Source organism: Pseudonocardia nigra (assembly GCF_019396355.1).
GTDB lineage: Bacteria > Actinomycetota > Actinomycetes > Mycobacteriales > Pseudonocardiaceae > Pseudonocardia > Pseudonocardia nigra.
Genome location: NZ_JAHKRK010000025.1, coordinates 34,175 through 58,189, shown reverse-complemented (window position 1 = coordinate 58,189; position 24,015 = coordinate 34,175). Strand labels below are relative to the sequence as shown.

Genomic DNA, 24,015 nt, shown 5'->3' with positions numbered 1-24,015 from the left:
AGCTTGGCCAGCCTGTCCGCCAGCGCCTCGTTGGTCTCCATCAGCTGCGCGAGCCGCCCGGACATGTCACGGATCTGCCGGTCCTGCGCGGCCAACTGCCCGGCCTGACGCCGCACCACAACGATCAACTCGTCGCGCGACATCTCCTCCAGCTCGGACACCGGAAGATCACACCGCAGACCAGCCGATCACCCGTGACCGACACGCCCCTGCCGCCAAGATCACACCGACCCCGATACGAGGTCACGCTCCAGATCGGGCTGAATGCTTACGGCAGGCGGCCTGTGGCGGTTGCCCAGGGTCGGCGCGTCGAGTTGAAGAGGGCACGGCGAGGCTGAGAGGATCACCGCCACGCTGACGATGCTTCAGCGCTGGTGAACCTCGAGGAGGCGGGTTGACGCTCGCGGTGGTGCGGTCGCTGCGGGAGCCGCGGCCGCCGGCGACGGAGGAGGAGCTCGCCGACTTCGAGGTGGACGTGCTGGCGGGGTTCGTGCTGGCGCGCCACTCGGCGGGCCTGGCGGACAGCACGATCCGGGGCGACACCAACCACCTGGAGTTGGTGCGGAAGTGGTTCGGCCGGCCGTTGTGGGAGATGGAGCCGCGGGACGCGGATCGGTACTTCGGCACGGCGCTGCGCGGGGTGTCGTCGGCGACGCGGGCGGCGCGGGCGCAGGTGTTGGTGACCTACTTCGAGTTCCTCGAGCTACGCCACAAGGTTGAGCTGCACGAGCTGACCGGGCGCGTGGTCGAGTGCCCGATCGATGAGATGAACCGGCCCCGGATGTCGGTGGATGCGCAGCTGCGGATCCCGCCGACCGAGGCGGAACTGGAGCAGTTGTTCGCCGGCTGGCGCGAGGAGTTGGCGTCGTGTCGCAAGTTCGCCCCGGCCACCCGCAACTACACGGTGGCGCGGTTGTCGGCGGATGTGGGGCTGCGGATCAACGAGGCCTGCATGCTCGATCTGGACGACGTGCGGTGGGAGCTGGGCCGGTTCGGCAAGCTCAACGTGCGTCACGGTAAGGGCGCCCGGCGCAAAGGGCCGCGGCAGCGGGTGGTGCCGTTGATCAACGGCGCGGACCGGACGCTGGCGTGGTTCGTGCAGGACGTGTGGGGCCAGTTCGACGCCGACCACACCTTGCCGGGTGCGCCGTTGTTCCCGTCCGAGCGGCGCCAGGTCGACGGCCCGGGCGCGCGGGTGAGCACGGACGTGGTGCGACAGGCGCTGGCGGCTGCGGTGGCCCGGCACTTGCCGGGCTGGGCGGGCAGGCTGACCCCGCACGTGCTGCGGCACTACTGCGCCAGCCAGCTCTACCAGGCGGGGGTGGACATCATCGCCGTTCAGGAGCTGCTGGGGCATTCGTGGATCTCGACCACGATGCGCTACGTCCACGTCCACGCGACCCGCATCGAGGACGCGGTGATGCGCGGCCAGGAGCGCGCCGCGCAGCGGTGGGAGGGACTGATCCGATGAAGTGGAACCTGCGCCTGGCCGCGGCCAACCGCGGCATCTGGAAGGCCAGCGAGCTGCGCCGGATGCTCGCTGAGCGCGGCATCGAGATGAGCGCGGGGAAGATGTCGGGGCTGTGGTCGGGCCAACCCAGCGTGCTGCGCCCCGACGAGCTGGACGCGTTCTGCGCGGTGCTGGGCTGCGAGATCAGCGAGCTGATCACCGCCGAACCGGAGAAGACACCGGCACCAGCATCGAGCCCGGAGGCGACCAGCACCGCGGTCGGGCAGCCGGGCGCCGGCACGGGCTCGGTTCGGGCTGTGACGCCGAAGCCGCGCTCGGGCCGCTCGCTGCCCCCGCGGTGACCGGCGGGAGCGGCGGGAGCGCGCACGATGCGCCCTGCCGGGCCTGCGGCCGCGACGTTGACCGCCGCAGCGGACCGCGCGGTGGGCGGCCACGGCTGTACTGCCACGGCTGCCGCCCACCCCGGACCCGAGAGGCCAGCAGCGAGGTCGGGGCCGATTCCGGGGGCGACGATTCACCCTGCCGCAGCTGCGGCGGGCCGGTGGACCGCAGCCCTGGCCGGCGCCGCGGCCGACGACGAGTGCACTGCCACGAATGCCGTCCACCGGTCATGCGGCGCCACGTTCCCAAGCACCGACTCGAGGACCTGGACAGCGAGGCGGTCGTCTCGCTGGCCCAGCGGGCGGTGCTGGCGCGAGCGTTCGAACTCGCGCAGGCCGCGGGGTGGAGCAGCAGATCTCTCGACGGCGTGGTCGCCGGCCTGCGCGCGGTGCTCGGCGATCAGCCCGACGGCCGGCCGATTCGGCCGATCCGGCTGAGTCAGATCCGCGCTGCGACCGGAATGTCGAGGGGTCCGCGGATCGCGCGCATCGGGCAGATCCTCGACGAGTTCGGCCTGCTCGTCGACGACACCGTGCCAACGATTCGGGCATGGATCGACCACACATGCGAGCAGCTCCCGGTGGGTTTTCGCGATGAGGTCCGGGCGTGGTTGCTGGTGCTGCTCGACGGCGACGCGCGCAGCCGGCCGCGGTCGCAGTCGACGCTGCATGCCTACCTCGGACGAGTCCGGCCACCGGTGCTGGCCTGGTCGGCCACCCGCAGCCAGCTGCGTGAGGTCACCGAGGACGACGTTCGCGCCGTGCTGGACGAGCTGAGCGGGCACCTGCGGGCGGGCACGTTCGTGGCGTTGCGGTCGCTGTTCCGGTTCGCCAAACGCCGGCGGCTGGTCTTCGCCGACCCGACGCGCCGGTTGCACGTCGGTCGCACCGCCCCGGTGCGCACGCTGGCGCCGATGACCGACGCGCAGATCGCCGCCGTCGGGCGCGTCGCGGTGACCCCGGCCCAGCGGCTGATCGTCGCCCTGGCAGCCGTGCACGCCGCCCGCGCGAAGACCATCCGTGAGCTGACCCTCGACGACATCGACCTGCCGGGTCGCCGCATCCGGCTCGGCGGTCACCCCCAACAGCTCTCGGCGTTCGTGCACGACGTGCTCGCCGCCTGGCTGCGCCACCGCCACCACCACTGGCCGCACACGCCGAACCGGCACATGCTGATCTCGACCGTCACCGCGAGCGGCACTGAACCGATCACCGACTACTACCTGACCTGGCACCTGCTGCTGCACGGGGTCCAACTCGAGCACATCCGCGGCGACCGCGTGCTGCAGGAAGCCCTCGCGGTCGGGGCCGACCCCCTGCACCTCGCGGTGGTGTTCCACCTCAGCTTCTCGACCGCAATCGCCTACGCCGACATCGCCCGAAGCCTGCTCGAGCGTCCATCGAGGACACCACCACGCTGCTCGACGACAAGCGACACTCAACGAATCCGCCCTGGTGACACGCGCGCGACGTCGTCAACGACGCGGCCCGGTGTTGCCTCACCGTTCTCAACGCGTCCGCAACGCCGCACCCGCGACAGCACTGACACCGGATCACACCCCCGGCCGTCGAGGCCGCTGCTACTCGGATTCGCCGGAACCGCACGCCAACTCGAATCTGAAGTGGCAAACTGCGGCGGGTTCCGTTGCGAGAACGTTCAGTGAGGCTGAACCCGCGGGAGACGCTGCAGCGAGATATGCCAGAAGCAATGCTTCCGGCGCGTGGTCAAAGCGTGGTCGGTCCGGAACGGGGGCGTTCCGGGGCAGGGCGTCGAACAGCAACCACATGCGTTGGTCGCTGCGCCCGAGGGTCCGATGGCTGAAACCGTACGCCCGCGGTGCCGATCGGAGCGTGACCACGCCCAGCAGGAGCCAGTGGGCAACGGCAACGCACACGGGCCACGGCATGACCCACGTGTGGTGCAAGCCCTCTCCCGCGCCGCGTCGTTTGAAACGAGGCTGCCGAAGAGCGGGCGGCTGCTCGTACCGAGAAGCTCCGACAAGCAGGGATCAGCCGAGGTCGGTGGCTGTGAACGTCGGTCGCATCCGTCGGCCGCGTGTCACGCGATGGTGACAAGCTGTCGCTCGTGACCTAATCAGCCAGCTGCAGGACTCCCCGAGTGGGGGTGCTTACCAGGACGGGCCTGACCGTCATTGGGGAGATCGTTACCTGGGTCGTGAAGCATCGGTCCGCGGGCGGTTGTCGCGGCCGGTGACGATGCAGACCGGGGGACGACGGCGCCCGGCGAGGTCGGTAGATGCGTCGCCTTGGATGAGCGGCTCGAGTCCCAGGCAGACCTTGCTTTCAGTTCCCGCGGCCAGTCCGCGCAGGTGGCGGGGACCGATCGGCAGCAGCGTGCGATGCGCAATGGATCCTGGCGCGAACACCAGGACCACGCCGCCGTCTACGTCGACCGATTCGCTGTTGCGGGTGACAAGGCAGGAACACGATCCGACCCTGCGCCGGCGCGTGTACGCTCCGGCGCCTCGCCGCGCGCAAGTAGCCGTTCGCTTCTCGGAGGACGAGCTCGCCGCCGTGCGCGATTGCGCAAGGCGCGACGGGCTGGCTATCGGCGCGTGGTTGGGGGAGCTTGCGGTCCGTGTCGCGGACCGCAACCGATCTGTTGTGCCGATGCGGTGGCGGGACACGCTTCGTGAGCTCGTCCAGGAGCGCGCCGAGCTGGAGCGGGTTGTGCAATCGATCCGCGAGTTCGGGGCCGAGGACGCGCAGCGGGTAAGGGCCGAACAGGCATTGCGGCGCCTGGATCTGCTCATCGAGTACGCGCTCGCGGCCACCGAGCGGGACCAGCAGCGTTGATCACAAAGGTGGTGCACGGCTGGCGTCCGGGTGGATTGATCGCGTATCTCATGGGACCGGGCCGGGGCGAGGAGCATCGGCAGCCCCGCATCATCGCGACCTGGGACGGGCTTGACGTGGGCTGGCAGCCGAGGGCGACCGGTCCGGGGGAGTGGGACCTCGAGCTGGGCCCGTTGATCCGAGCACTGCGGGCACCGGCCATCGCGGCGGGCCTGCCCGAAGAGGCGGACGCGACCGGCAAGCGCGGCTATGTGTGGCACTGCTCCGCCCGGGTCGCGGCGGGCGACCGGATGCTGTCCGACGGCGAGTGGGCGGAGATCGCTCGTGAGCTGCTACACGGCGCCGGCGTCGCGCGACGCGGTGACGCCGGTGGTCCGCGCTGGGTGGCGGTGCGGCACGCGGAGGACCACATCCATATCGCGGTGGTGCTGGTGAGGCAGGACACCGGGCGGCGGTTCTGGCCGCACCGCGACTATCCGAAGCTGCGGGAGACCGCGCGGGCCATTGAGCGGCGGCTCGGGTTGACGTTGACCGCGGCGGCTGACGGCACGGCGGCTCGGGCGCCGGTGCGGGGCGAGATCGACAAGGCGGCGCGGCAGGGGCGGCTGCCTGCGCGGGTGGAGCTGGTCCGGGCGGTGAAAGCGGCGGCGGTGGCGAGCCATGACGTGGCATCGTTCGGCGAGGCGTTGCGTGAGGCGGGGTATCTGGTCGAGATCCGGCATGCCCCGTCGGGAGACCCGCTGGGTTACAAAGTCGCGCGGCCCGGCGACCGCACCGCGGCGGGCTACCCGATCTTCTACTCGGGTAGCAAGCTCGCGCCGGACCTGTCGCTGCCGAAGCTGCGTCGGCGATGGGCTGCGGATCCGGGCGACGAGGCTGAGGTCGCGGACGTTCTCAGTGCGGCGCGGCATCGGGTGGACCGGGCGCGGCGCTCGATCGCGGCCGGCCGCGCCGGCGACGGCCGGGATGGCATCGAGGACGTCGTGCACGCGACCGGTGACGTGGTCACCGCGGTGCGTGGGCTGTCGTTGAACGGGCGGGACCTTGGGCAGGCGGCGGATCTGTTCGATCGTGCGGCCCGGACTTCCCGCGGCGTGGCGAGCCCGCCGAGTGCGGCCGGTGGGGAGTTGCGACGGGTCGCTCGGCGGTTGATCCGGCATCGGAGGCTGGCGACGGGCGATGAGGTGGCGGGTGGGGTGGCGTTGGCGGTGGCGCTGGCCGCGTTGATGCAGGAGATCGCGGCGTGGCAGCGCGAGCGCGGCCGGGTGCATCAGGCGGCGGCCGCGGAGGCCGCGGCCGGTGTGGTCGCCGCGTGGTCGGCGGCGTGGCCACCCGTTGCCCCGGATCGGGTCGTGGCACGTCATCTCGTCGAGGTTGCTGACCACGGCCGGGGCCGCGCGGAACCACGGGTCAGGCCACCGCAGCCGAGACCCTCACGGGAGGCCGGGGATTGACCGGCCTGTATCGGGGAGGGAGCCCGGGGTGTACGAGCGGGAGCGGCAGAGCGTGGGGGTTGTGCTGACGCTGCACGGGATCCAAGACACCGCCGTGGTCGCGCATCACGCCGATACCGACAGCGCGGTGGTGAGCGTCCGGATCGGGCGCGCATTGATCTACCTGCGGGAGCGGCAGACCGCGGTGACGTTCGCGAAGGTGTGGCGACGCCATTCCATGGACGCGGCCAGGCTCCCACGCGCACAGGCACAACGCGCTGCCCAAGACGCGGGCGGAGTGCTCGACGCGGGCGTGGTGATCGACGCCCAGGGCAGGCCGCCCGCTTCTGGCCGCTTGGTGCGACCGCCCGGCCAGCACAGTCACCTGCGGATCCAGCTGGGGCGGGTCGTGTTCGACGTTCGCGACCTGGGCGCGTTCGCCTCGACGCAGATGGCCTTCCGGGATGCCGAGGTGCTGAGCTCGTCGGTCCTGCCCGAACCGCGCTCGGCGTCGCGTCGAGAGCAGGCGTTCGACCAAGCCGCTCGCGCGCTCCCGCCCGTCGGTGACACGAACAGTCGCAGCCCGCGGAGGGCCGCTGCGGTCGCAGGAGCCGCGCCGCCGATTCGTCGGGCGCCGAGCCTGGGGCAGGGGTGGATGCAATGAGCAGCCCGGACTATCCGCTGCTGGTCCTGCCCAGCTACGAGATGTATCAGATCGCGCACATCGCGACGTTCCTCGCCGAGGGGCTGGCCCGGCACCGGGCGGCCGGCAGCCGCGAGGAGCGATGGAACGCCCTGCGTGATCTCGCCGGCGGTCGGGCCGCGCTCGACCAGGCGCTGGGCGTCACCGGCCCGTCCCGGCCGGAGGATCTGCCCTGTCCGATCGACACCGGGACCTATCGCGCAGCTCGGGAGATCATGAGCGCGGGGCCACGGCAGGCCGAGGTCGTCTCGCTCGAGTCGACGGGTCGGCGCGGGTGGGCGGTGGTCGGGCAGGTGCCGGGGATCGGTCCGGTCGGTGCTGTCGTATCGAGCAAGGCGGTCGCCGACGCGCTCCGCCACCACGTGCTCACGCAACCCGTTCAGGAGTTGACGGCCTGGGCGGTGCGCGACCGCCCGGCACGGTTGCCCACCCTGTCGCAGCGCGTCGACCTGGCCGCGTTCGTGGAGAACCTCAATCCGACGCTGAACCGGAGCCGAGCGGTGGCCCGCCACCTGCGCGGGCTGAACAGTCGCGTCGACGCGGCGATCCGCGGCCGGTTCGCCGGGGTCGACCTGGACGGCCCCTTGGTCGTTGAGCCACCGCAGGCACCGGCGCGCGCCACCGGCCCCGCGCGGCCCCAGCGTTCGGCGCCGGCGTCGCGTCACCTGTGTGGGATCGGCCCTCAGGTCACTACCCACAGCGCGCCGAAGGTTCCCGCCAACAACGCCGGCCCGTAGGGCACGAGAACCGGGCGGCCGTCGCGGAGCAGCATCGTGAGCCCGGCAGCGGCGATGATGAGCACCACCCAGTAGGCGAGGCCGACATAGACAGCGTCGCCGTGCGACGAGCCGAGCGTGGCGGCCAGGCTGGGCAGCAGCTTCACGTCGCCCCAGCCGATCGTGGCGGTGTGGATCGTCTTGGTGAGCAGCGCACCGGCGACCACGATGCCCGCAGCCGTGGTGGCACGTACCGCGGGAGCGATGCTGCCGGTGCTGACGCAGTCCGTGGCGATGACCAGCGCGGTGGCCGCGAACAGGGCCGCGGTGAGCCGGTTCGGTAACCGGCGCTCGTCGGCGTCGACCGTGGCCGCGGCGACGCCGAGCACGATCAGCGGCAGCAGCTGCGGGCCGCGTCCGTGGTCGGTTGCGGTGGCGGTGAGCAGACCGACGAGCATCGCCACCGTGGCCGCTTCGACCGTGGCCACCGGCCGCGGTATCAGCAGGTTGTCCCGGATCAGCCGCAGGGTGGTCGGGGCGAGCAGCATCCCGGCGCACACGGCGACCGCGACCACGTTCGTCACGGTCGGCGGGGACCGTTCGGCAGCAGCTCGTTCAGCACCGCGAACGTCTCGGGCGGCAACTCCTCGGGCACCTCGAACCCGCGGGCGTCGAGCAGGATCGCGGCGTAGCGCTCCATCTCCGAGTGCTGGTCCTCGGCGTGCGCGACGCGCATCAGGTCGGTCAGGGGCCGGTCGAACACCGTGTCGATGTCGATGACCCGGGCGAACTCGGCTGCCTCGCGGGCTCGCGCCGTGTCACCGTCGGCGAGTGCGAGGTCGACCAATTCGTGTGCCGCGTCCACGAGAAAGCCGGGGATCTGCAGGTCGTGGCGCTGGTCGTGGTTGTTCAGCCACGCGTACCCGCCGGGCCGCAGCGGGTGCAGCACCGGCCCGCGGATCAACCCGAGCGCGGCTTCGTAGTCGCCGACCGCACCGGGGTGGCCGGCAGCGTCCCGGGCCTGTGCGCGTTTGCGGAGCCGCCGGAACAGATCCCAGTCGAGGAGATGACCCCTGATCCGATAGGTGCCATCGCCCTGCAACTCGCTGACGAAGGCCCGCTCGGGGTCGCCGCCGAGGCCGCGACCGGCCCAACGCCTGGCGCCGTAGAAGGCGTGCCGGACGGTGGCTGTCGTGACCTTCTGCCCGTCCGGCCACAGGTCGGTGAGGCCGGTCTGAACGGTGACGCCGAGCGGGTGCAGCGCCAGATAGACCAGCACCTCGGTGAACCAACTCGTCCGTCGCGACGGCAGGTCGCCCGGTGCGCGGACGACCGGTTCGCCGAGGATGCCGATCAGCGGAACGGGTGGGCAGCCGTCTGCCCGCCAGCAGGTGAGGTCCGCGTCCAGGTCGGGGTCTTGGTGGTCGGCGATGGCGAGCCGCCGCACCGCCTCCGGGTCAGCTTGGGACGGCGCCGCCAGCGGGCGAGGGCGAGGATCAGGATCGGCATCCGGTTGTGGGGCGTCGAGGCTACCGTCCTCGGTCATCCCGCTCGCCCACGGTTCCGGTTCGGTGGCTGGGCGAGCGGGCAGGTCGGGTTCCAGGGTGGGGGCGAGGATCGCGGCAAGGTCTGATCCTGCCGACGCGCTCATCTGCTCCGCGGTCCACCCCTCGCCGGCGCCGGACAGCAGCAGCATGCCGTCATCCGCGATGTGGATCTCCTGGCCGGCGCGGGTGATGCCGGCCGTGATCAGCGCGACCGGCCACCGTCCGGCATCGTCGATCATGGGCGCGAGCTCCTCGGCGGCGGCTCGATCGGCCTCGGTGGCGGCGCCGGCGGCGAGCACGATGATCGGCACCCACGCATCGGGCGCAACCGGGCGTAGACGGCCCTCCATGACCGAGCCCAGGCCGTGCTGATCCATGCTCTCCCGAGCGTCGCGGATCCGAGCCCGGGCGGCGACGAGCCCGGCCGCGAGGTCGGGGACGACGGTGAGGCGTTCTGGATTCAGCGGCACGAGCTCCGATCCGAACCCGGCGAGCAGGACCTCGATGTCCTCGCCCCATCGGGCGTTGGCGAGTTCGGCGGCTACATGCCGCAGTAGCCCGGTGGCGCGTGCAAGTTCCCCGGTGACGTGGGCGACGCCGAGCTCTTCGAGGTCGACGAGCAGTGCCTGTCCGTCCACGCTGGTCGCGATTGAGACGAGCGTCGGGTACGGGGCACAGAACCCGCCGGCCTCGTCCGCGGCGAGCGGTAGCTCGGCCGTGGCGTCGAGCAACCAATGGTCGGCATCGCCGATCGCCTCGAAGGGCGGCGGTAGCGAGGCGCGGGTGCTCAGCGTCAGCGTCGCCTGGTCGGCGCCGAGCACGACGAAGCGCAGGGTGGGTGGCTCGAGCCCGCTCCAATCGCTCAGGGTGAGCCCGCGCAGGGCGATGTCGAGGAACGCCGGATCGACCAACGGATCGCTCTGCTCGGCCACCCACTCCATACGCCCGCTGTGATCGTCGGGCACAGCGATGCGGTGATAGGCGGCTCGGGCGCGGAGCTGCCGGCGTCGGCGCAGGGCGAGGGCGCCGAAGAGGCCGCCCACGACGAGTGCCGAAGAGGCAACGACAACCGGAAGCGCGGTTTCGGCCTCGTCGTCCTTCGCGGTGTCAGGGCGGCCTGGGGTGATTTCGGGAGGCTCGGCCGCGGTGGTGGTCGGGGACGGTGGGCGGGACACGGGGGGCGTGGTCTGCGTCGCCGGGGGTCGAGGCTCGGGCGGGGTGGGTGGCGCCTCCGTGTCGGGAAGGATCAGCGTCCAGCCCGGCCGGATGAGGTCCGGTTCGACCAGCTGCGCCCCGTCAGGTTGTGCGCGGCCTCGGTTGATCTTGAAGAGTTCGGAGGTCCGTGTCGGGTCGCCAGTTCGGCGGCGGCGATCTCGCTCAAGGTGTCGCCCGGGACGACGGTGACCTCCCCGGTGGCGTTCGTGACAGCGGCGTCGGCTGGGAGCACGAGGCGCCACCCCACGTGCAGCAGCCCGGCCTCCGTGAGCCGTCCGCCATCGGCCTGGACCCGCCCGGTGTTGAGATCGAAGATCTCGCGCCAGCGCAGCGGATCGCCCAACTCTCGCTCGGCGATTCGCCACAGCGTGTCCCGGGCGGCGACCTCGTATACCGGGCCCTCGGGTTCAACCTGGCCCTTCGGCCCGATTCCGGGCCCGGGCGCGAGCGGTGCAGCGACCGCGGTGGGGGAGACCGGCGCGGCCCACGCGGACGCCGAGCCGGCGCTGAGCAGCGAGCCGACCAGGAGCGCCGCGAACGTCCTGCTGATCCGGAAACCGGGAAGCTCGATCCGTAACGCCGGCCGCCGCGCCAGCACCCCGACGAACTCGGCGACGATCGATAACGTCAGCTGCGCCCACGCCACGACCCCGACGATGTACAGGAAGCCGAGCAGGAGACGGCCGTCGTCCGGGCGGCCGAGCATGGCCAGCACGTCCTGCCATTCCGGCCACGTCGCCGGGAGGATCTCCCCGGCGGTCACCCACAGGGCGACCGGAACACCACCGACGATCGCGACGAGCATGGCGGCCGAGACAGCAACACGGATCGCTCTCATGGCGCACCCCCCTGGGGAATCACCGGTACCAGGACAGCCTCGGCCGACCCGCGGCTCGTGATCACGGTGCGTCCTATGAGGCCGAGCAGCACCGTGGGGCGCTCGATCGTGACCTCCACGCGGATGCGGTCCGGAGCGACGACCGTGACGGTGCCGCGCGCACCGGCTGCGGTGAGATACGCACGGGCCTCGTCCGCGGCCGCGCTCGGGTCGACCGCCGCGGCTCCTCCGGTCAGCGATGCCGGGTCGAGAGCCTGCCCGGCCGCGCGGGCGGCCTCTTCCGCGAGCGCGTCGGCGCGGGCGAGGCCCTGCGCGGCCCGGACTCCGTCGAGCGCGAGCCCGATGACGACGATCATGGCCAGGACGCAGATCGCCATTGGGGCGCTGACGGCGCCGCCCCCACGCTCGCCCCTCACGGCCGCTCCCGGTAGCTGTCGACCGGGCTGGAGAACTCGGCGGAAAGCTCATGTGTGCCGGGCAGCCCCGGCAGCCCGAGATCGAACCACCGCACGGCACACGTCACGACGGCCCGGGCGGCGGCGGGCGTGCCGATGGGGCTGGCGGCGGGGATATCCACGGCCACTCGTAGCTCGTCGCACGCGAGGCCCTGCTGGTCGAGCACGCGGGTTGCTTCCGTCGTTGCTCTGGCCCGCGCTTCGGTGGGGTCTCGCAGGATGGATGCGGTACGCGCGGCGGTACGGGCTGCATGATCAGCCGCCGACTCCGCCGCAGACAGCCGCCCGACCGCCATCAGCAGCGTGATCAGCAAACCGACCACGACGGCGAGAACCGCCGCTTCGACAGACGGTCCTCCACCGGCTTCGCCGGCTGGGTCCGGCGCGGTCACGGGACGATCCGTTCCACCGGCCCGACCGCCTCCTTCTCCACCCGCAGGCGGATTCCGGGAAGCAGCGACAGCGCCTCACCCGAGACCCGGACGCGCAACAGCCCGGCGTCGGCGTCGAGTTCCGCTGCGACCACAGGCACGCCGAGAGCGGTGCCCGCGGCGCGCCGCAGGAACGCTTCGGCGTCCTCCTGCGCCCGCTGTGGCGACGGGTTCTCGAGGTAGCGGCCCGCGCGCAGCCCATCCTCCGCTGCCGTGAGCGCGAGCTGACCGGCGTAGAACAGCAGGGCGATCTGGACGACGGCCGCGATTATCAGGGGCATCGCGGCCCACAGCATGGCCATCTCGACCCCGGTGGCACCGCCGGTGTCGTGGGCGTCGGCGTCCATCTCGCGCCAATCAGTCCAGGGCGCCGAGCTTCTTCGCGACGAAAGCGCCGACACCGGCGGCGATGGCGCCGGCGACGATCGCTCCACCGGAGATGTGGAAGCCCTCGTCGGTGTTGCGGCCGCCGCCGCGTTCGTCGGCCGGTTCCAGCCGCTGCTGCAGCCACGCGACCAGCTCGGTGATGCGCAGGTTCAGGCCCGTCCAGTTCATCTTTCGCACTCCCTCTCGTTGACCGTTAGATCGCCAGCAGGGCGGCACCTGCCGGAAAGAGCACCCACGCCGAGATCAGGAACACCTGAACGGCGCCCGGGGTGCTCATCTGTCCGCTGGCTCGATGTGCGTCGGCGTGCTCGTCGGCGAGCAGTTCGTCATGCAGGCTCTCGGCTCGGGCCAGCAAGGTGTCGATAACAGCGCCTCCGTCATGCCCGGCGGTCGCTGCGATCGAGGACAGGTCGGCCAGCTCGCTGACGTCGATGCGTTCGCCGAACCGTCGTAGCCCGTCCCACGGCATCTGCCCGGACCGCTCGGCGAGATCCAGCTCCTCGCCGATCCGCCGCATTGCCCATCCGTCGTCCAGCAGCCGGGCCGGGAGTGCGAGCGCGGTGGCGACACCGGCCCCACCGCGACGCAGCAGGCTGACCTGCTGCAGGTAGGACACCAGTGCGAAGCGCAGCTCCTCGCGCGCGGCCTCGGCCCGCTGCTCAACTCGCCGGGCATAGCCACTCCACCCCACGACAGCGCCGGCCAGCGTGAAGCCAGCCGGGACGGCGATCGGGAGCCCGACGTCGACTACCGCGAGCACGAGGGCGAGGGCCGGTCCGGCCGCGCAGTAGGTCGCCGCGGCGCCGGCCCGACCGAGCAGGAAGCGGTCGCGGGTCCAACCGAGCAGTTCGAGGTCCGCCGCCGGTACCGCGCCCGGAAGACGCCGCAACAGGGACAGCCAGGCCCGGCCCTGCGGTGTCGACGGCCCGGCCGTCCGCTCGTCGAGCGCCGCCAGCGCATCAGCGAGAACCGGATGTCCCCGACCGATCGCGGACACGGCGAGGGCAGCACCGAGTCCGACGAGCAGCCCCGCCGCGAGGGCGAGAAGCAGTGTCACGTTCATTGCCGCACCCCCGCCCCGAGGAAGCGCGGCGCTCGACGTCCGATTGCCAGCCGACGCATCCAGATCAGCAGCGCGATCGTCCCGGCCAGCAACACCGACATCACCACCTGCCCGAGCGGGGTGCTGTAAGGCGCGGCGAAGCTCGGGACGAGCGCCAGCATCACCAGGACCGCGGCCTGGATGAGCAGCAGCATGCGGATCGACTGCCGCGACTCCGCCCGCTCGGCCTCGATTTGCCGGCGGGCGCGCACATCGCGCGCGACGCTGTCGGCGAGCTGGCGCAGTACCCGCGCCACACCGGCGCTCTGCTGGTGCAACGCCAGCAGAAGCGCTGCCGCGACGGTGTCCCCGACCCGGTCATCAAGGGCATCTGCGAACTCGCGCATGGCCACCTGGAGGCTGGTCTGTTCGTCCCGCAAGCGGCCTGCGAGCAGCTGTACCGCATTCTCGATCCGGTTATCGACGTGCGGCGCCGTCGCCGTCACCGCCTGAGCGAGTCCGACCGCGCCACCGCCTGCGAGCGTGTCCGCCATCCGCCTGCACCACGACTCGAGCGCTTCGAGCCCGTCGATGCGCTCCCGGGTCACCCGAGCGGATCCGAGCAGCCACGGCCCCCATAACCCCACGGCGGCGACGGCGGTCCCGGCCGCCGGCCACGCGGTGACGACCCAGACGCCGATCCCGCAGAGCGACCAGCCGAGCACCCGGACTCGCTGCTGGTTGCGGGTGCGATCCGGCGCATGCGCGGTAGTGCGGGCTGCCAGCAGCCGCCGTCGCAGCGCGCCGGGCGCGCTCGCCGGGCCAGGAACGGGTGGAGGAAACGCGGCGATCACCACCAGCGGTGCGGTTGCCAGGGCGGCTCCGGCGATCACGGCGAGAAGACCCATCATCGCGTGCCCCGGGGCGAGACCGGCCAGGAGTCCACGCCGGGGCCGCGGAGGAACTCCAGCGACACCCCGGCCTCGTCGAAGGGCCAGCGGATCTGTGGTGCCATCTGGAACCGGCCGCGGGGGTCGGTATGCATGGGCGCGAAGACGCGGTTCATGGCTACGGCGCCGGCCTCGTTCACGTCCGTGACCTCCGCGATCTCGGACACGAACCGGCGGCGTCCCCCGAGTGACGGGTGCTCGAGATGGCGAAGGTGCACCACGTAGTCGATGCCCTGCGCGGCGAGCCGGGTCACGAAGCTGTCCGACCAGCCCCGCCCGGCGGCCTTGAGCGCGGCGGTCACCAGCCGTTCGAAAGCGTCCGACGCCGAGCCCGCATGCAGGGTGCACATCGATCCGGGCATGCCGGCGTTCATCGCTTCCAGCATCGGGAGAGCCTCGTCGCCGCGGACCTCGCCGACGATCACCCGCGTGACCGACATCCGCAGTGTCTGGTGCAGCAGCTCGGACAGCGTCATCTCGCCGGCCCTACGTCCGGTTGCGATGTCGACCTCGGTCGATCCGGGGCGGGCCTCCATCGCGATCAGCAACGGCGACGAGCGCGGCAGGCGATGCAGATCGAGCTCGTACTCGGTCTCGAGCGTGGCGACGCGCTCGCTCGGTGGGATCTCCCGGGCGAGGGCCCGGACCAGTGTCGTCTTGCCGACCGCGGGCATGCCCGTCACGAGCAGGCTTCGCCGCGCGCGGACGAGCGCCTGGAGGAAATGGGCCATCCCGGTCGAGAGCATCCCGGTGTGGACGAGGTCTGGCAGGGTCACGTCAACGAGCCGGTGGCGTCGGATCGTGACGGTCGGCCGCGGAACCACGTCGCGGATGGCAGCCAACCGCGAACCGTCAGGCAGCTGCATGTTCAGGCAGGGCTGCGCGGGGGAGAACGCACGCTCCGAGGCACCGTGGTGCGCAGCGATGTGCTGGAGCTGTTGGATGAGGTCGTCGTCGGAATCGGCGACCGGCTCCGGAGCTCGGCGAACAGCGCCGTCTCGCATGCGGAGCATGGGACGATCGGCGCCGATGACGTGGATGTCCTCCACGTCCGGGAGCTCCAGCAGCGCCTGCAGGCGTCCGAGGCCCCAGATCAAGTTCTCGACCGCGCGGGCGACCCCGATTTCATCGGCTCGCGACAGCAGGGGATGTCCTGCGTTCATCCGTCGGCGGGCCTCCAGACCAAGCTCATCCTCGATCCACCCGTGAACGAGCTGTCGCTGGTCGGACGGGTCGAGCTCGTCCCGCCCGGGGTGCTCGGACAACCTCGCCAACACGGTGCCCCGCAGGCGCTGCACCAAGGCGTGGTCGATGGGAGCGCCGGTGGGCACATCGAGCGCTGTCATCGAAGCCCCTCGGCAGCCATGGCCGGCTGGTCGGATGCGAGACGAGCGGCGATGTCACGCGCTGCGCGTTGCAGTTGGCTGCGGCCGAATCCTCGTCGCGGGCTCTGGCCCTCGCTCCACACGAACGCAGCCCGAGGGTCAAGCGGGAGTTCGCCAAGAAGAGCCGCACCGCAGTTGGTTGCGATATCCGAGGCGGCGTAGGGCCGACCCCCGCCCACGACGAGGATCGACAGGAGGCAGTCGGCGGCGAGGACCTCATCGCGCAGGACCGGGACGAGCCGCGCCACCGCACGGACGGGAGGCAACGCCGAGCGGGTCACCAGCACGACGTGATCGCTGGCATGCAGTAGCGACGCGACGCCGTCGGATGGCGTGTACCGACCGCCGTCGCACAGCAGATCGGCGTCGGAGATGGCCCGGAACCCCACCGCGAGCTGCTGCCAGGGCAGCGCAGCGGACTGCTCCGGGGTGGTGAGACCGGCCAGAGTGAGCGGGCAATGCGCAGCGGGCCGGACGACGAGCCGGCGCAGGGCAGCCTCCACCGGTGTGTGCCTCGCCTCGACGGCCAGCCCGATCAGAGTGGACGCCGGCGGCCAGCTGCCGCGGCCGAGGCCGGCAGCCACGTCGCCACCGCTGGGATCGGCATCGATCATCACGGCGGTGTAGGGCCATTCCGCGGCCAGGGCGAGGGCCGCGGTCGTGACACCAGGGCTGCCCTTCGCCGACAGGAGTGTGATCAGCACCAGCTCACCGCCTGGCGACGAGGACGAGGAGTGTTCGGTCATCGGTTGCGGCGTGAGCGAGGCTGGTGACGAGGCCCTCTTGGACCAGGAGATCGATGGTCCGTCGCCCCGACGTGTCCGAATCCCCGACCCGGAGGACTGTGGCGCGAACCGTGCTGGACGCATCATCGGAGCGGATGACGAGCACCTCATCGTGTGGTTCGAGTGGGGTCGCCGGAAGTTGGCCGGGCGCGACCGGGATCCCGATGACCGCTTGCCCTGCCTCAGGGATCGGCGCGTGTCGCACGGCGTCCGGCGGGAGTGGCTGGCCGGCGTAGAGGTCGGTGGCTGCGAGTCGCCCGATCACGCGGTCGACCTCGGCCCACGGCATCGTGCTCAGGTCGGTTCCGCGCGGAAGTGAGGCTTCACGGAGGTCGGCGAGCTCGATCGGCTGACCGAACGGAACCGCGCGGGCGAGGGCGATCACGGGATAGCGGTCGTTCGCCTGCTGGTAGACGAACCAGCCCAGCAGCGCGCCGGCCACGCCCAGCGTCACGCCGAGCAGCAAGAGGCGTGACGACCGCCGTTGACGAACCGGCGGAGTGACGAGGACAGGATCGGTGGGCGATCGCTGCAACGATCCCGCGCTCATCGATCCCCGCCATTGCTGACCAGGACCTGGATCTCACCTACTGGCAGGGCCCGCTCGGAGGCGAGGCGGACGGTTTGTTCGCCGTCCACTGGCGCACCGCCCGATGTGCCCTCCCAGGTGACTTGCCAGATACCGGTCGCCGTGATCAACCAGCTTCCGGTGCCGCCGGTGCGCTCTGGCAGCGACCGTTGCTCATAGACGTAGCCACAGTCGGGCGATGGACCGGCCTGTCCCGACCAGGGAGTGCCCGGCCCGTCGCAGCGCACGACCGCTCCCGGCGGCCCCATCGCCCACTCCACGCCGGCCAGCCGTGCCGTGGCAGTGACCTCGGACGTGCCAGCTGTGGCCGTGGCCGAGATCGGCCCGGTCGTCTCCGCACCGGGTTCGACCCACATCCAGATCGGAACCCCCACGAAAGCGACGTCGGTCGCGGAGATCCGTAACGAGGGAGGCTGCAGCGTCAGGAGCTCGACCGCACGTTGGGCGAGCACCGCGGGGTCGACGGGCGTGACGTTGTCGGCCGCCTCCGGTGGCAACGCGATGTCGCGCACCTGCTCGACGCCGGCCCCGACTCGGCCGCCCGGTCCGAGAACGGGCACGCCGACGAACTCCGGAATATCGGTCGGCTCAACCTGCTCGCCGGACCCCGCCCGTGTCTCGGGTCGGTCCGAGGGACCGTCACGCCGCTGGCCCTCCCGGTCCCGCGGACCCCCTGGCCGGGCGGGATCAGCTGCTTCGACGAGGCAGCGGCCCGCGCCGTCGACCACGGTGCAATGGCCTGGATCAGCATGCACGGTGGTCATCCCGAGAAACGGCAGCAGAGCGGCGATACCGCTGACGGACGCGGCGTGCCTCAGCACGACTCGTCCAAGGCGGGTGATGTCCGGGTGACGCGCCAGCCTGCGCTCCCGTCTGCGACGACTTCGGCGCGTAGCCGAAATCGCTCGGCGCGGTTCTCGAGGTCGTCCAAGACCTCGCCGGTCGTATCGGCGATCAGCCGGGAGTCGCCGAGATCCACACAGTCGAGGATCATGACGCGGTTCGGCTGGACGTCGGTGACCGACGGATCGCGGCTGATCGCGCCGACGGTGTGGGCCGGCAGGCTCGCATAGTTCTCGACATCCTGAAGCGCGGCGTCGAGGGCCTGCCCGCGCGCCACGGTCTCGATCTCCGTGCGCCAGTCGCGCGAACTTGGTGCGGCCCGGGCTGCGTCGGTCACCCGCCAGTACTCCACGTAGACGGCGAGACCCGCGCTGCCGGCGGCGTCCTCCGCGCTCGGAGGCTCGGGCGCCGGAGCCGGCGGCGGTGCCGGCGCCACCGAAGTGCTGCATGCTGCGGCCAGGAGGCCTGCCGCGATGACGGCAGCGGCAGCGGTGCGAGCCGGGGTCGTGCGGCAGGGCGTCTTCATCATGACCACCTGACTGAAGTCATGTCGTCGATCGTGGTACGGGGCGTGGTCGATCCGTGGTCCCCCGCGTGGTCAGCGCTGAGTGCTGTGCCGTCGTGCTGCCTCTGCGTAGTTCCGTGCCTGCGATTGGCCTACCAGACGGGGTATCGAGCCGTGGGCGTTTCGGAGAACCTCGCTCGGAGGAACCACGTGATGACCACAGGCAGCTACGCCGCCCGTGGTCGTCGCGATCGTGGTCGCCCACCAGGGACCACGTCCCGATCGACGCCCGGGGGGAGCGTGTCGCATCGCAGGGACGGAGGCGACATGACTGAGGCATCAACACGCGACCGGCATCTCGTGCGATCCGCGCTGGGCATCGTCGAGCAGGGCATGGCCGTCTTCCCACTCCGGCCATGCAGCAAGCTCCCGGCGCTCGGCCGCGGCTGGCAGGACCGGGCGACGCGCGATCCCGATCTCGTCCGTCACTGGTGGCGAGCGGCACCATTCAACATTGGCGTCAGAACTGGAGGGGACTCCTCCGTGCTCGTCGTCGACCTCGATGCGCCGGACCGGATCGGGCTTCCCCACGGGCGTCAGGTCCTCGCCGAGATCGCCCGCGAGGCCGACGCGTCCATCCCTCGTGACACACGGACCGTGAACACCCCCTCGGGCGGCCAGCACCTCTATTTCCGGCTGCCCGACGGCGTCGACCTGCGCAACACCGCAGGCATGCTCGGGACACACATCGACACGCGGGGAACCGGCGGATACGTCGTGGGACCAGGTTCGATCATCCAAGGCCGCCGCTATCGGGTCGTTTGCGCCGCCGAACCGCAGCCGCTGCCCGACTGGTTGCTCGATCGACTTCGTCCCCGGGCACAGGGCCGCACTCCGAACCTCCCGATGCTGCAGCCCAGTTCGGCATACGTCGCGGCAGCAGTGCGCGGCGAAGCGGAGCGCGTGGCGCACGCGCCCGTCGGAACGCGCAACGACGTTCTGTTCCGCGCTGCTGCCCGCCTCGGGCGGTTCGTCGCGGCCGGACAGCTCCCCGAGGCCGACGTCCGGTCGGCGCTCGGCGCTGCGGCTGCCGGCCACGTGGGAGTGAGCGGCTTCGACGCCACCGAGGTCGAACGAACCATCGGCTCCGCGTTGCGACGCGCGACGGTCGCCGGAGTCCGATCTGGACCGCACCGCGGCCGGCCCAACAGCCTGACGCGCTGATCCTGCCGCCGCTGGATCGAGGAGAGATCCGCCATGCCCCCAGCCCCCCGCCGCCAGCAGTCTGCCGCCCGGCTGACCCTTGAGGAGCGTGCAGCACGAGTCGACGCGCTGTCCCAACGCCTGGTCACCGCCGTTGAAGAACTGACCACCGGTGAGCAATGGACCGCGATGCTGCGCTCGGCGGCCAAGTTCCACTCCTACAGCCCGCGCAACATGCTTCTGCTCTGGATGCAGGCTCAGGAGCGTGGCATGACGCTGAGTCAGGTCGCCGGATTCAACACGTGGCGAAAGCTCGGGCGAACCGTGCGCAAGGGGGAGCGTGGGTTCGCGATCCTCGCGCCGATCAAACGGCGGATCACCGACGAGGAACTCGTCGCGCACGGCGCCGACGAGGGAGCCGAGATGGCGCCAGGTCGACGGATGTACGGCGTCCGGGTCGCGCACGTCTTCGATCTCGCCCAGACCGACGGTCAACCGCTTCCGCAGCCGCCACGACCGCGCTGGCTTACAGGCGACGACGCGCCCGGCGTATGGGACGCGCTCGCGGATCTCGTGGCGGCGAGAGGGTACGCGCTGACGCGGCATCCGGCGAATGGTGAGGAGCACGGCTGGACGGACCACCGCCGCAGGATGGTCTCGGTCCGGCCCGACATCGCCGGTGCGCACGCTGCGGAAGTCCTCGCTCACGAGCTCGGGCACGTCCTGGCCGACCACGGTTCCCGCGACATCAGCCGGGCACAGAAGGAGACCGAGGCGGAGTCGATCGCCTACGTCGTGATGACAGCGTGTGGCCTCGACAGCACCGCGAGCGCCGTACCGTACGTCGCCGGATGGAGCCGCGGTGACCCGGAAGTGATCGGCGCCGCCGCGGCGACTGTCCACCGGGTCGCGGCCGAGATCCTCGGTGCCGTGCTCCCGCAGCGAAACGACAAGACGGCCGCGGCCGGGACGCAGCAGAATGCTCGGCGCATCGGCGCCGCGCACCGGCCAACCGAGCGCGCGCAGCCGAGCTTGATTTGTTCCCCGGCCACAGCGGCGATCGCGCTTCAGCGTTAGAAGCGGAAGCCCTACGGCGAGACGCCGAGCCAGTTCACGAAGCTCACCAGAGTGTCGGACTGGCGCCGTTCTGTCCCCGCGAGCATGCGTGCCGTTTCGAGAACCTGCGGGTAGGCGTGCACGGCCCGCGTGCACCACGGCCGTCCCGGACAGGCCGACGGGCCGGGGGTAGCAAACCTCCCGGCCGTCGGTAGGTGATCCTGGCAGTGCGGCTGTCTCAGCGCTGCCTGTCTCGGGCTGTGCCTAACTCGACACTGTGGACGCGCTCGTGTTGGTGCGCGGCGTCGGCGACGACGAGCGACCCGCACAGCCCGCACACGCGGACGCGCAGGAAACCGACGAGGGTGAGCAGTAGCTGCACGCGTCGGTGGCGGTGGACCGGCACCGGTCGGTGCGGGGGGCTGTCCTGGTGTGCGCCAGGCCAGTAGTGATTCATGACTGGCCCCTTGTCGCTATGCGCTGCGCCAGGAGCGCGACGTTCCTCGGCCCGCACGGGGCGCTGATCCTGGTCCGGCCGCCCGGCATGGAGCAACCGGGACAGACGTTGCCGGACCTCCGCGCGGGGTGGGCGGCGAGCACGCGCTGGACGAGTGAGGGCCACTCGGCAAGCGCGACGGCGAGTGAGGTGAACGGGTCGGGCGATCTCTGTACGGTGCGCACGGGTCCGCACTCCTTGGCAGTGTGGATCAAGGCCCCGACCGGGCGTTCCCGCGCCCGGTCGGGGCCGCCTGCGTTGTGGGCAGACGGCCACACTGTAGAGCAAAGTCGGCCAACTCGGCCAGATGATGACTAACCCCGCGAGTCAGCCAAGTACCGGCAGCTCAGACCGCTAGTGACCTAACGTCGTCAACATGGCGGAGCGGGAGTTGCTGACCACGGCGCAGACGGCGCGGCGGCTTGGCATCTCGACTCGTACCCTTGTCCGGTATGCCGAACGCGGCTACGTCACCCCGGAGATGACCCTGCCTTCCGGACATCGTCGGTGGATCTTGGAAGACGTCCGCCGCCAGCTCCGTGAGCTGCAACCACCGGACGAGTGAGCGTCCCAACTCGGGAACATTCTCCGAATCATCAGCGCCAGCACCAGCGATACCACCGCGACCTTGTCGTGGACGCGCTTCGAGCGGCGGGCACGGCCGTTCGGTTCGACACCGCCGATCTCCCAAACGCGTCGCTGGCCGTCGAGCTGGACGGTCAGCGACGGGCGGGAGTGATGCGCGGACGTGCGGCTCGGTCGAGCTGACCAGGATCAGGCGCCTGTATGTCCGGCAGTTTCTGCCCGGCCACGGCAGCTCATGGCGCTGCGACACGATCCCGGCCTTGGCCGTCACGTCGTCCAGGCGGGCCCCGTCGGATCTGGGACGTCCTCGAACACGCCACGGCACCTGGCTGACCACGGGTGGCTCCGCTGGGACCGGTACGGGCTCCACGTCACGCCGGACCGCACCAGAGAATGGCTCGACGAGCCGGCCAACGAGGTGCTAGTGACTCCCCCTCAAAGTTGTCCACAGGCGGAGGCTGGAAGCCGCTCTGCCTGGGGAGACGCCGTCATGCTACGCAAATGATGAAGCTCGGCGTGCTCATCGCCTGCCTTGTCGCGCTCGTCTCAGCCTGCGGCACTTCTGGCGCGATCGAGGCCGCAGTCGTGGCCGGCTGCGCGGACGCGAGGGCCGAACATCGGCAGATCGATGAACGGGACGTCCTCTGGATCACTGCGCGGGAGTGCATCCACGGCGAGAGCCCCGGGCGCGCCGAGTTGTTGCCCGCGAGCCGGTCAGTCGACGTGCTCGCCGCCGCCGCCTGGCATGCGGAGGCGGCGGCGTTCGACGCGCTGAAGGTCACCATCTACCGCTCGGCCGAGGAACCGCAGTTCCTCCGGGCGCGCACGACGGAGCTGAGCCGGAAAGAGTTGACCGAGCGCTGGGGGCCACGTCCTGCGTCGCTCGACACCGCACCCGCGCACGCGGACGGCACGATCTGGTTGTGGATGTCAGCTCTGGTGGTCACCGTGTCCGTGGGCCTGATTATCGCTTTCGTGCGGGAACTGCGCAGCGGTCGCGTCCGCCTCCTGTGGCTGGTCGGTTAGCACGCCGCGGGGCACCGCCCTGCTTGTATCCGACGAAATAATGATCATTCTCGGGCGACGCTGACGTGGATGTGGTCGTAGTGCCCTCCGGTCGGGTCCTGCACGTCGTAGATTCCGCCGCCGGTGTACGGGCGGCCCCAACCGTCCCGGTCGGGTGTCGTCGGGGACCAGAACCTGCCCTGCCAGATCACGTACCTGATCTTCAGATCACGAGCGTGGGCACGCAGCCAGCTCGCCATGCGCCATCCGCTCACGAGCGCGTCTCCCGTGGGGAACTCTCCCGGGCGAGCGGGAAAGAGATCACAGGCGCGGCCGTGCGGGTGGTCGCTGTCGGGGTTCCAGGCGTGCTCGTCCCAACAGGTCAATGAGCGAAGAGGGCCGAACGTCGCGAGGAGCTGATCGAGTACATGGCGCATGGCGGGCGTGAGGCAGCCGCGCCCCTGAGGATCGGGTTCGACGCATCCCCGCGAGCTTCCGGCGAAGGCGGTGGGTCGGGGCAGGTCGTTGATCGGCACGGGTCCGGCTGGGGCGGTGAACCGTGTGACGGTGTCGTGCACGGTGGAGATGTAGTGCCCGATGGTGCGTGCGCAGGCTGCGTCGCAGCCAGCTTCCCCTGCGGTCGGGGTGCCCGACGCCGACTCGAGGACGCGGCCGCACCCGGCGATGTGGCAGACGAGCAGGGCGTCGAGGGGATCGATCGGCTTCCTCGTGGCGGTGACGTGTGCGGTGACGGTGCGGAGGTTGTCGCAGATCCAGGGGATGGCGTGCTGCAGGTGCGGCAGCGGCTGCATGATGTCGGAGTCCGCCGCTGGCGGCGTCTGCGGCCATGGCGCGCCGCCGGCCGCGGTCCAGCTCGGCTCGGTCATCTGGAACAGCCCGGCTGCTCGCCCGTCAGGGTTGAACGCCTGTGGGTTCCAGCTCGACTCGACCTGGGCCAGCGCCACCGCCCAGGGCACGGGGAGGTCCGGGCAGCTGGTCGCGATGAGTCGTTCGAGCTCGGGGAGTAGGTCGGCGGCGAGTGGCGGGATCTTGGCCCGGTCGACGGTCGCGCCGGGCTGGTTGATGAGCGCGGCACCCCCGACCAGCAGACCGATCAGGAGGATGGGTGCCAGGAGCAGGGCGGCGATGATCGAGACGGGGCCGGCGGTGGTGCGCAC

General features: G+C 71.1%; 26 protein-coding genes. 11 read left to right on the top strand and 15 right to left on the bottom strand.

The genetic code is table 11. The features are described 5' to 3' along the window. Window positions 1-394 precede the first annotated feature (394 nt). The 7 genes from KME75_RS09480 to KME75_RS09450 all read left to right on the top strand — a co-directional run bounded on the left by KME75_RS09480 (window position 395) and on the right by KME75_RS09450 (window position 7,541). Complete coding sequence (locus KME75_RS09480; RefSeq protein WP_219414206.1) at window positions 395-1,471, top strand: tyrosine-type recombinase/integrase; 1,077 nt, start codon at window positions 395-397, stop codon at window positions 1,469-1,471. Then, window positions 1,468-1,812 (top strand): helix-turn-helix domain-containing protein, encoded by a 345-nt coding sequence (locus tag KME75_RS09475; protein ID WP_219414205.1) that lies wholly within the window; start codon window positions 1,468-1,470, stop codon window positions 1,810-1,812. Before KME75_RS09480 ends, KME75_RS09475 begins: the two co-directional genes overlap by 4 nt. Before the next feature lie 269 nt (window positions 1,813-2,081). Continuing rightward, window positions 2,082-3,515 carry a site-specific integrase gene (locus tag KME75_RS09470; RefSeq protein WP_219414204.1) on the top strand — a complete coding sequence of 478 codons (1,434 nt, stop codon included), beginning with the start codon at window positions 2,082-2,084 and terminating at the stop codon, window positions 3,513-3,515. A gap of 703 nt (window positions 3,516-4,218) precedes the next feature. Continuing rightward, window positions 4,219-4,668: a hypothetical protein gene (locus KME75_RS09465; RefSeq protein WP_219414203.1), complete on the top strand. Its 450-nt coding sequence runs from the start codon at window positions 4,219-4,221 to the stop codon at window positions 4,666-4,668. Window positions 4,669-4,676: 8 nt separating this feature from the next. Next, the gene (locus KME75_RS09460) at window positions 4,677-6,122 is read left to right on the top strand and encodes a relaxase/mobilization nuclease domain-containing protein (RefSeq protein WP_219414202.1); all 1,446 of its coding nucleotides are present in this window, start codon (window positions 4,677-4,679) and stop codon (window positions 6,120-6,122) included. A 28-nt stretch (window positions 6,123-6,150) separates the two neighbouring features. Beyond that, window positions 6,151-6,765 carry a hypothetical protein gene (locus KME75_RS09455; protein WP_219414201.1) on the top strand — a complete coding sequence of 205 codons (615 nt, stop codon included), beginning with the start codon at window positions 6,151-6,153 and terminating at the stop codon, window positions 6,763-6,765. Further along, window positions 6,762-7,541 carry a hypothetical protein gene (locus tag KME75_RS09450; protein ID WP_219414200.1) on the top strand — a complete coding sequence of 260 codons (780 nt, stop codon included), beginning with the start codon at window positions 6,762-6,764 and terminating at the stop codon, window positions 7,539-7,541. The genes KME75_RS09455 and KME75_RS09450 overlap by 4 nt, the downstream gene beginning before the upstream one ends. On the opposite strand, the gene KME75_RS09445 is transcribed toward KME75_RS09450, so the two are convergent. From KME75_RS09445 to KME75_RS09380, 14 genes are all read right to left on the bottom strand, one after another. After that, window positions 7,487-8,095, bottom strand: a complete 609-nt coding sequence (locus tag KME75_RS09445) for a prepilin peptidase (protein ID WP_219414199.1) — start codon at window positions 8,093-8,095, stop codon at window positions 7,487-7,489. The genes KME75_RS09450 and KME75_RS09445 overlap by 55 nt on opposite strands. A 5-nt stretch (window positions 8,096-8,100) precedes the next feature. After that, on the bottom strand, window positions 8,101-10,032 hold the full coding sequence (locus KME75_RS09440) for an AfsR/SARP family transcriptional regulator (RefSeq protein WP_219414198.1): 1,932 nt from the start codon (window positions 10,030-10,032) through the stop codon (window positions 8,101-8,103). Window positions 10,033-10,313: 281 nt separating this feature from the next. Continuing rightward, a complete protein-coding gene (locus KME75_RS09435) occupies window positions 10,314-11,120 on the bottom strand; it encodes a LysM peptidoglycan-binding domain-containing protein (protein WP_219414197.1) in 807 nt (268 codons plus the stop codon). After that, window positions 11,117-11,536 carry a hypothetical protein gene (locus KME75_RS09430; protein WP_219414196.1) on the bottom strand — a complete coding sequence of 140 codons (420 nt, stop codon included), beginning with the start codon at window positions 11,534-11,536 and terminating at the stop codon, window positions 11,117-11,119. Before KME75_RS09430 ends, KME75_RS09435 begins: the two co-directional genes overlap by 4 nt. After that, entirely contained in the window at window positions 11,533-11,967 is a 435-nt protein-coding gene (locus KME75_RS09425) for a TadE/TadG family type IV pilus assembly protein (protein WP_219414195.1), read from the bottom strand. The genes KME75_RS09430 and KME75_RS09425 overlap by 4 nt, the downstream gene beginning before the upstream one ends. After that, the gene (locus KME75_RS09420; RefSeq protein ID WP_219414194.1) at window positions 11,964-12,353 is read right to left on the bottom strand and encodes a hypothetical protein; all 390 of its coding nucleotides are present in this window, start codon (window positions 12,351-12,353) and stop codon (window positions 11,964-11,966) included. Before KME75_RS09420 ends, KME75_RS09425 begins: the two co-directional genes overlap by 4 nt. Before the next feature lie 10 nt (window positions 12,354-12,363). Then, on the bottom strand, window positions 12,364-12,561 hold the full coding sequence (locus KME75_RS09415; protein ID WP_219414193.1) for a hypothetical protein: 198 nt from the start codon (window positions 12,559-12,561) through the stop codon (window positions 12,364-12,366). A 25-nt stretch (window positions 12,562-12,586) separates the two neighbouring features. Further along, window positions 12,587-13,456, bottom strand: coding sequence for a hypothetical protein (locus KME75_RS09410; protein WP_219414192.1), 870 nt, complete (start codon window positions 13,454-13,456; stop codon window positions 12,587-12,589). Then, complete coding sequence (locus KME75_RS09405; RefSeq protein WP_219414191.1) at window positions 13,453-14,346, bottom strand: type II secretion system F family protein; 894 nt, start codon at window positions 14,344-14,346, stop codon at window positions 13,453-13,455. The genes KME75_RS09410 and KME75_RS09405 overlap by 4 nt, the downstream gene beginning before the upstream one ends. Beyond that, window positions 14,343-15,731, bottom strand: a complete 1,389-nt coding sequence (locus KME75_RS09400) for a TadA family conjugal transfer-associated ATPase (RefSeq protein WP_219414190.1) — start codon at window positions 15,729-15,731, stop codon at window positions 14,343-14,345. Before KME75_RS09400 ends, KME75_RS09405 begins: the two co-directional genes overlap by 4 nt. Further along, window positions 15,728-16,474, bottom strand: a complete 747-nt coding sequence (locus KME75_RS09395; protein ID WP_219414189.1) for a CpaE/TadZ family protein — start codon at window positions 16,472-16,474, stop codon at window positions 15,728-15,730. The genes KME75_RS09400 and KME75_RS09395 overlap by 4 nt, the downstream gene beginning before the upstream one ends. A 4-nt stretch (window positions 16,475-16,478) precedes the next feature. Next, complete coding sequence (locus KME75_RS09390) at window positions 16,479-17,009, bottom strand: SAF domain-containing protein (protein WP_219414188.1); 531 nt, start codon at window positions 17,007-17,009, stop codon at window positions 16,479-16,481. Window positions 17,010-17,101: 92 nt separating this feature from the next. After that, entirely contained in the window at window positions 17,102-17,965 is an 864-nt protein-coding gene (locus KME75_RS09385) for a hypothetical protein (protein ID WP_219414187.1), read from the bottom strand. Continuing rightward, window positions 17,959-18,324, bottom strand: coding sequence for a hypothetical protein (locus tag KME75_RS09380; protein WP_219414186.1), 366 nt, complete (start codon window positions 18,322-18,324; stop codon window positions 17,959-17,961). Before KME75_RS09380 ends, KME75_RS09385 begins: the two co-directional genes overlap by 7 nt. Before the next feature lie 210 nt (window positions 18,325-18,534). Here KME75_RS09380 and KME75_RS09375 point away from each other — a divergent pair, with 210 nt between their 5' ends. The 4 genes from KME75_RS09375 to KME75_RS09360 all read left to right on the top strand — a co-directional run bounded on the left by KME75_RS09375 (window position 18,535) and on the right by KME75_RS09360 (window position 22,858). Then, complete coding sequence (locus KME75_RS09375) at window positions 18,535-19,716, top strand: bifunctional DNA primase/polymerase (protein ID WP_308282661.1); 1,182 nt, start codon at window positions 18,535-18,537, stop codon at window positions 19,714-19,716. 33 nt (window positions 19,717-19,749) lie between these two features. Then, a complete protein-coding gene (locus KME75_RS09370) occupies window positions 19,750-20,772 on the top strand; it encodes an ArdC-like ssDNA-binding domain-containing protein (RefSeq protein WP_219414184.1) in 1,023 nt (340 codons plus the stop codon). An 851-nt stretch (window positions 20,773-21,623) separates the two neighbouring features. Then, window positions 21,624-21,812, top strand: a complete 189-nt coding sequence (locus tag KME75_RS09365) for a MerR family DNA-binding transcriptional regulator (RefSeq protein ID WP_219414183.1) — start codon at window positions 21,624-21,626, stop codon at window positions 21,810-21,812. A gap of 521 nt (window positions 21,813-22,333) precedes the next feature. After that, window positions 22,334-22,858: a hypothetical protein gene (locus KME75_RS09360; RefSeq protein WP_219414182.1), complete on the top strand. Its 525-nt coding sequence runs from the start codon at window positions 22,334-22,336 to the stop codon at window positions 22,856-22,858. A 44-nt stretch (window positions 22,859-22,902) separates the two neighbouring features. Here KME75_RS09360 and KME75_RS09355 read toward each other — a convergent pair whose 3' ends face one another. Further along, window positions 22,903-24,015 carry a VldE C-terminal domain-containing protein gene (locus KME75_RS09355; RefSeq protein ID WP_219414181.1) on the bottom strand — a complete coding sequence of 371 codons (1,113 nt, stop codon included), beginning with the start codon at window positions 24,013-24,015 and terminating at the stop codon, window positions 22,903-22,905.

Bases quoted from the DNA above. Each gene is read 5' to 3' on its own strand.
- KME75_RS09360 (WP_219414182.1), top strand. From the start codon at position 22,334: ATGATGAAGCTCGGCGTGCTCATCGCCTGCCTTGTCGCGCTCGTCTCA.
- KME75_RS09435 (WP_219414197.1), bottom strand. From the start codon at position 11,120: ATGAGAGCGATCCGTGTTGCTGTCTCGGCCGCCATGCTCGTCGCGATC.
- KME75_RS09470 (WP_219414204.1), top strand. From the start codon at position 2,082: ATGCGGCGCCACGTTCCCAAGCACCGACTCGAGGACCTGGACAGCGAG.
- KME75_RS09370 (WP_219414184.1), top strand. From the start codon at position 19,750: ATGCCCCCAGCCCCCCGCCGCCAGCAGTCTGCCGCCCGGCTGACCCTT.
- KME75_RS09465 (WP_219414203.1), top strand. From the start codon at position 4,219: ATGGATCCTGGCGCGAACACCAGGACCACGCCGCCGTCTACGTCGACC.
- KME75_RS09410 (WP_219414192.1), bottom strand. From the start codon at position 13,456: ATGAACGTGACACTGCTTCTCGCCCTCGCGGCGGGGCTGCTCGTCGGA.
- KME75_RS09475 (WP_219414205.1), top strand. From the start codon at position 1,468: ATGAAGTGGAACCTGCGCCTGGCCGCGGCCAACCGCGGCATCTGGAAG.
- KME75_RS09415 (WP_219414193.1), bottom strand. From the start codon at position 12,561: ATGAACTGGACGGGCCTGAACCTGCGCATCACCGAGCTGGTCGCGTGG.
- KME75_RS09450 (WP_219414200.1), top strand. From the start codon at position 6,762: ATGAGCAGCCCGGACTATCCGCTGCTGGTCCTGCCCAGCTACGAGATG.
- KME75_RS09400 (WP_219414190.1), bottom strand. From the start codon at position 15,731: ATGACAGCGCTCGATGTGCCCACCGGCGCTCCCATCGACCACGCCTTG.
- KME75_RS09375 (WP_308282661.1), top strand. From the start codon at position 18,535: ATGTCGTCGATCGTGGTACGGGGCGTGGTCGATCCGTGGTCCCCCGCG.
- KME75_RS09405 (WP_219414191.1), bottom strand. From the start codon at position 14,346: ATGATGGGTCTTCTCGCCGTGATCGCCGGAGCCGCCCTGGCAACCGCA.
- KME75_RS09420 (WP_219414194.1), bottom strand. From the start codon at position 12,353: ATGGACGCCGACGCCCACGACACCGGCGGTGCCACCGGGGTCGAGATG.
- KME75_RS09365 (WP_219414183.1), top strand. From the start codon at position 21,624: ATGGCGGAGCGGGAGTTGCTGACCACGGCGCAGACGGCGCGGCGGCTT.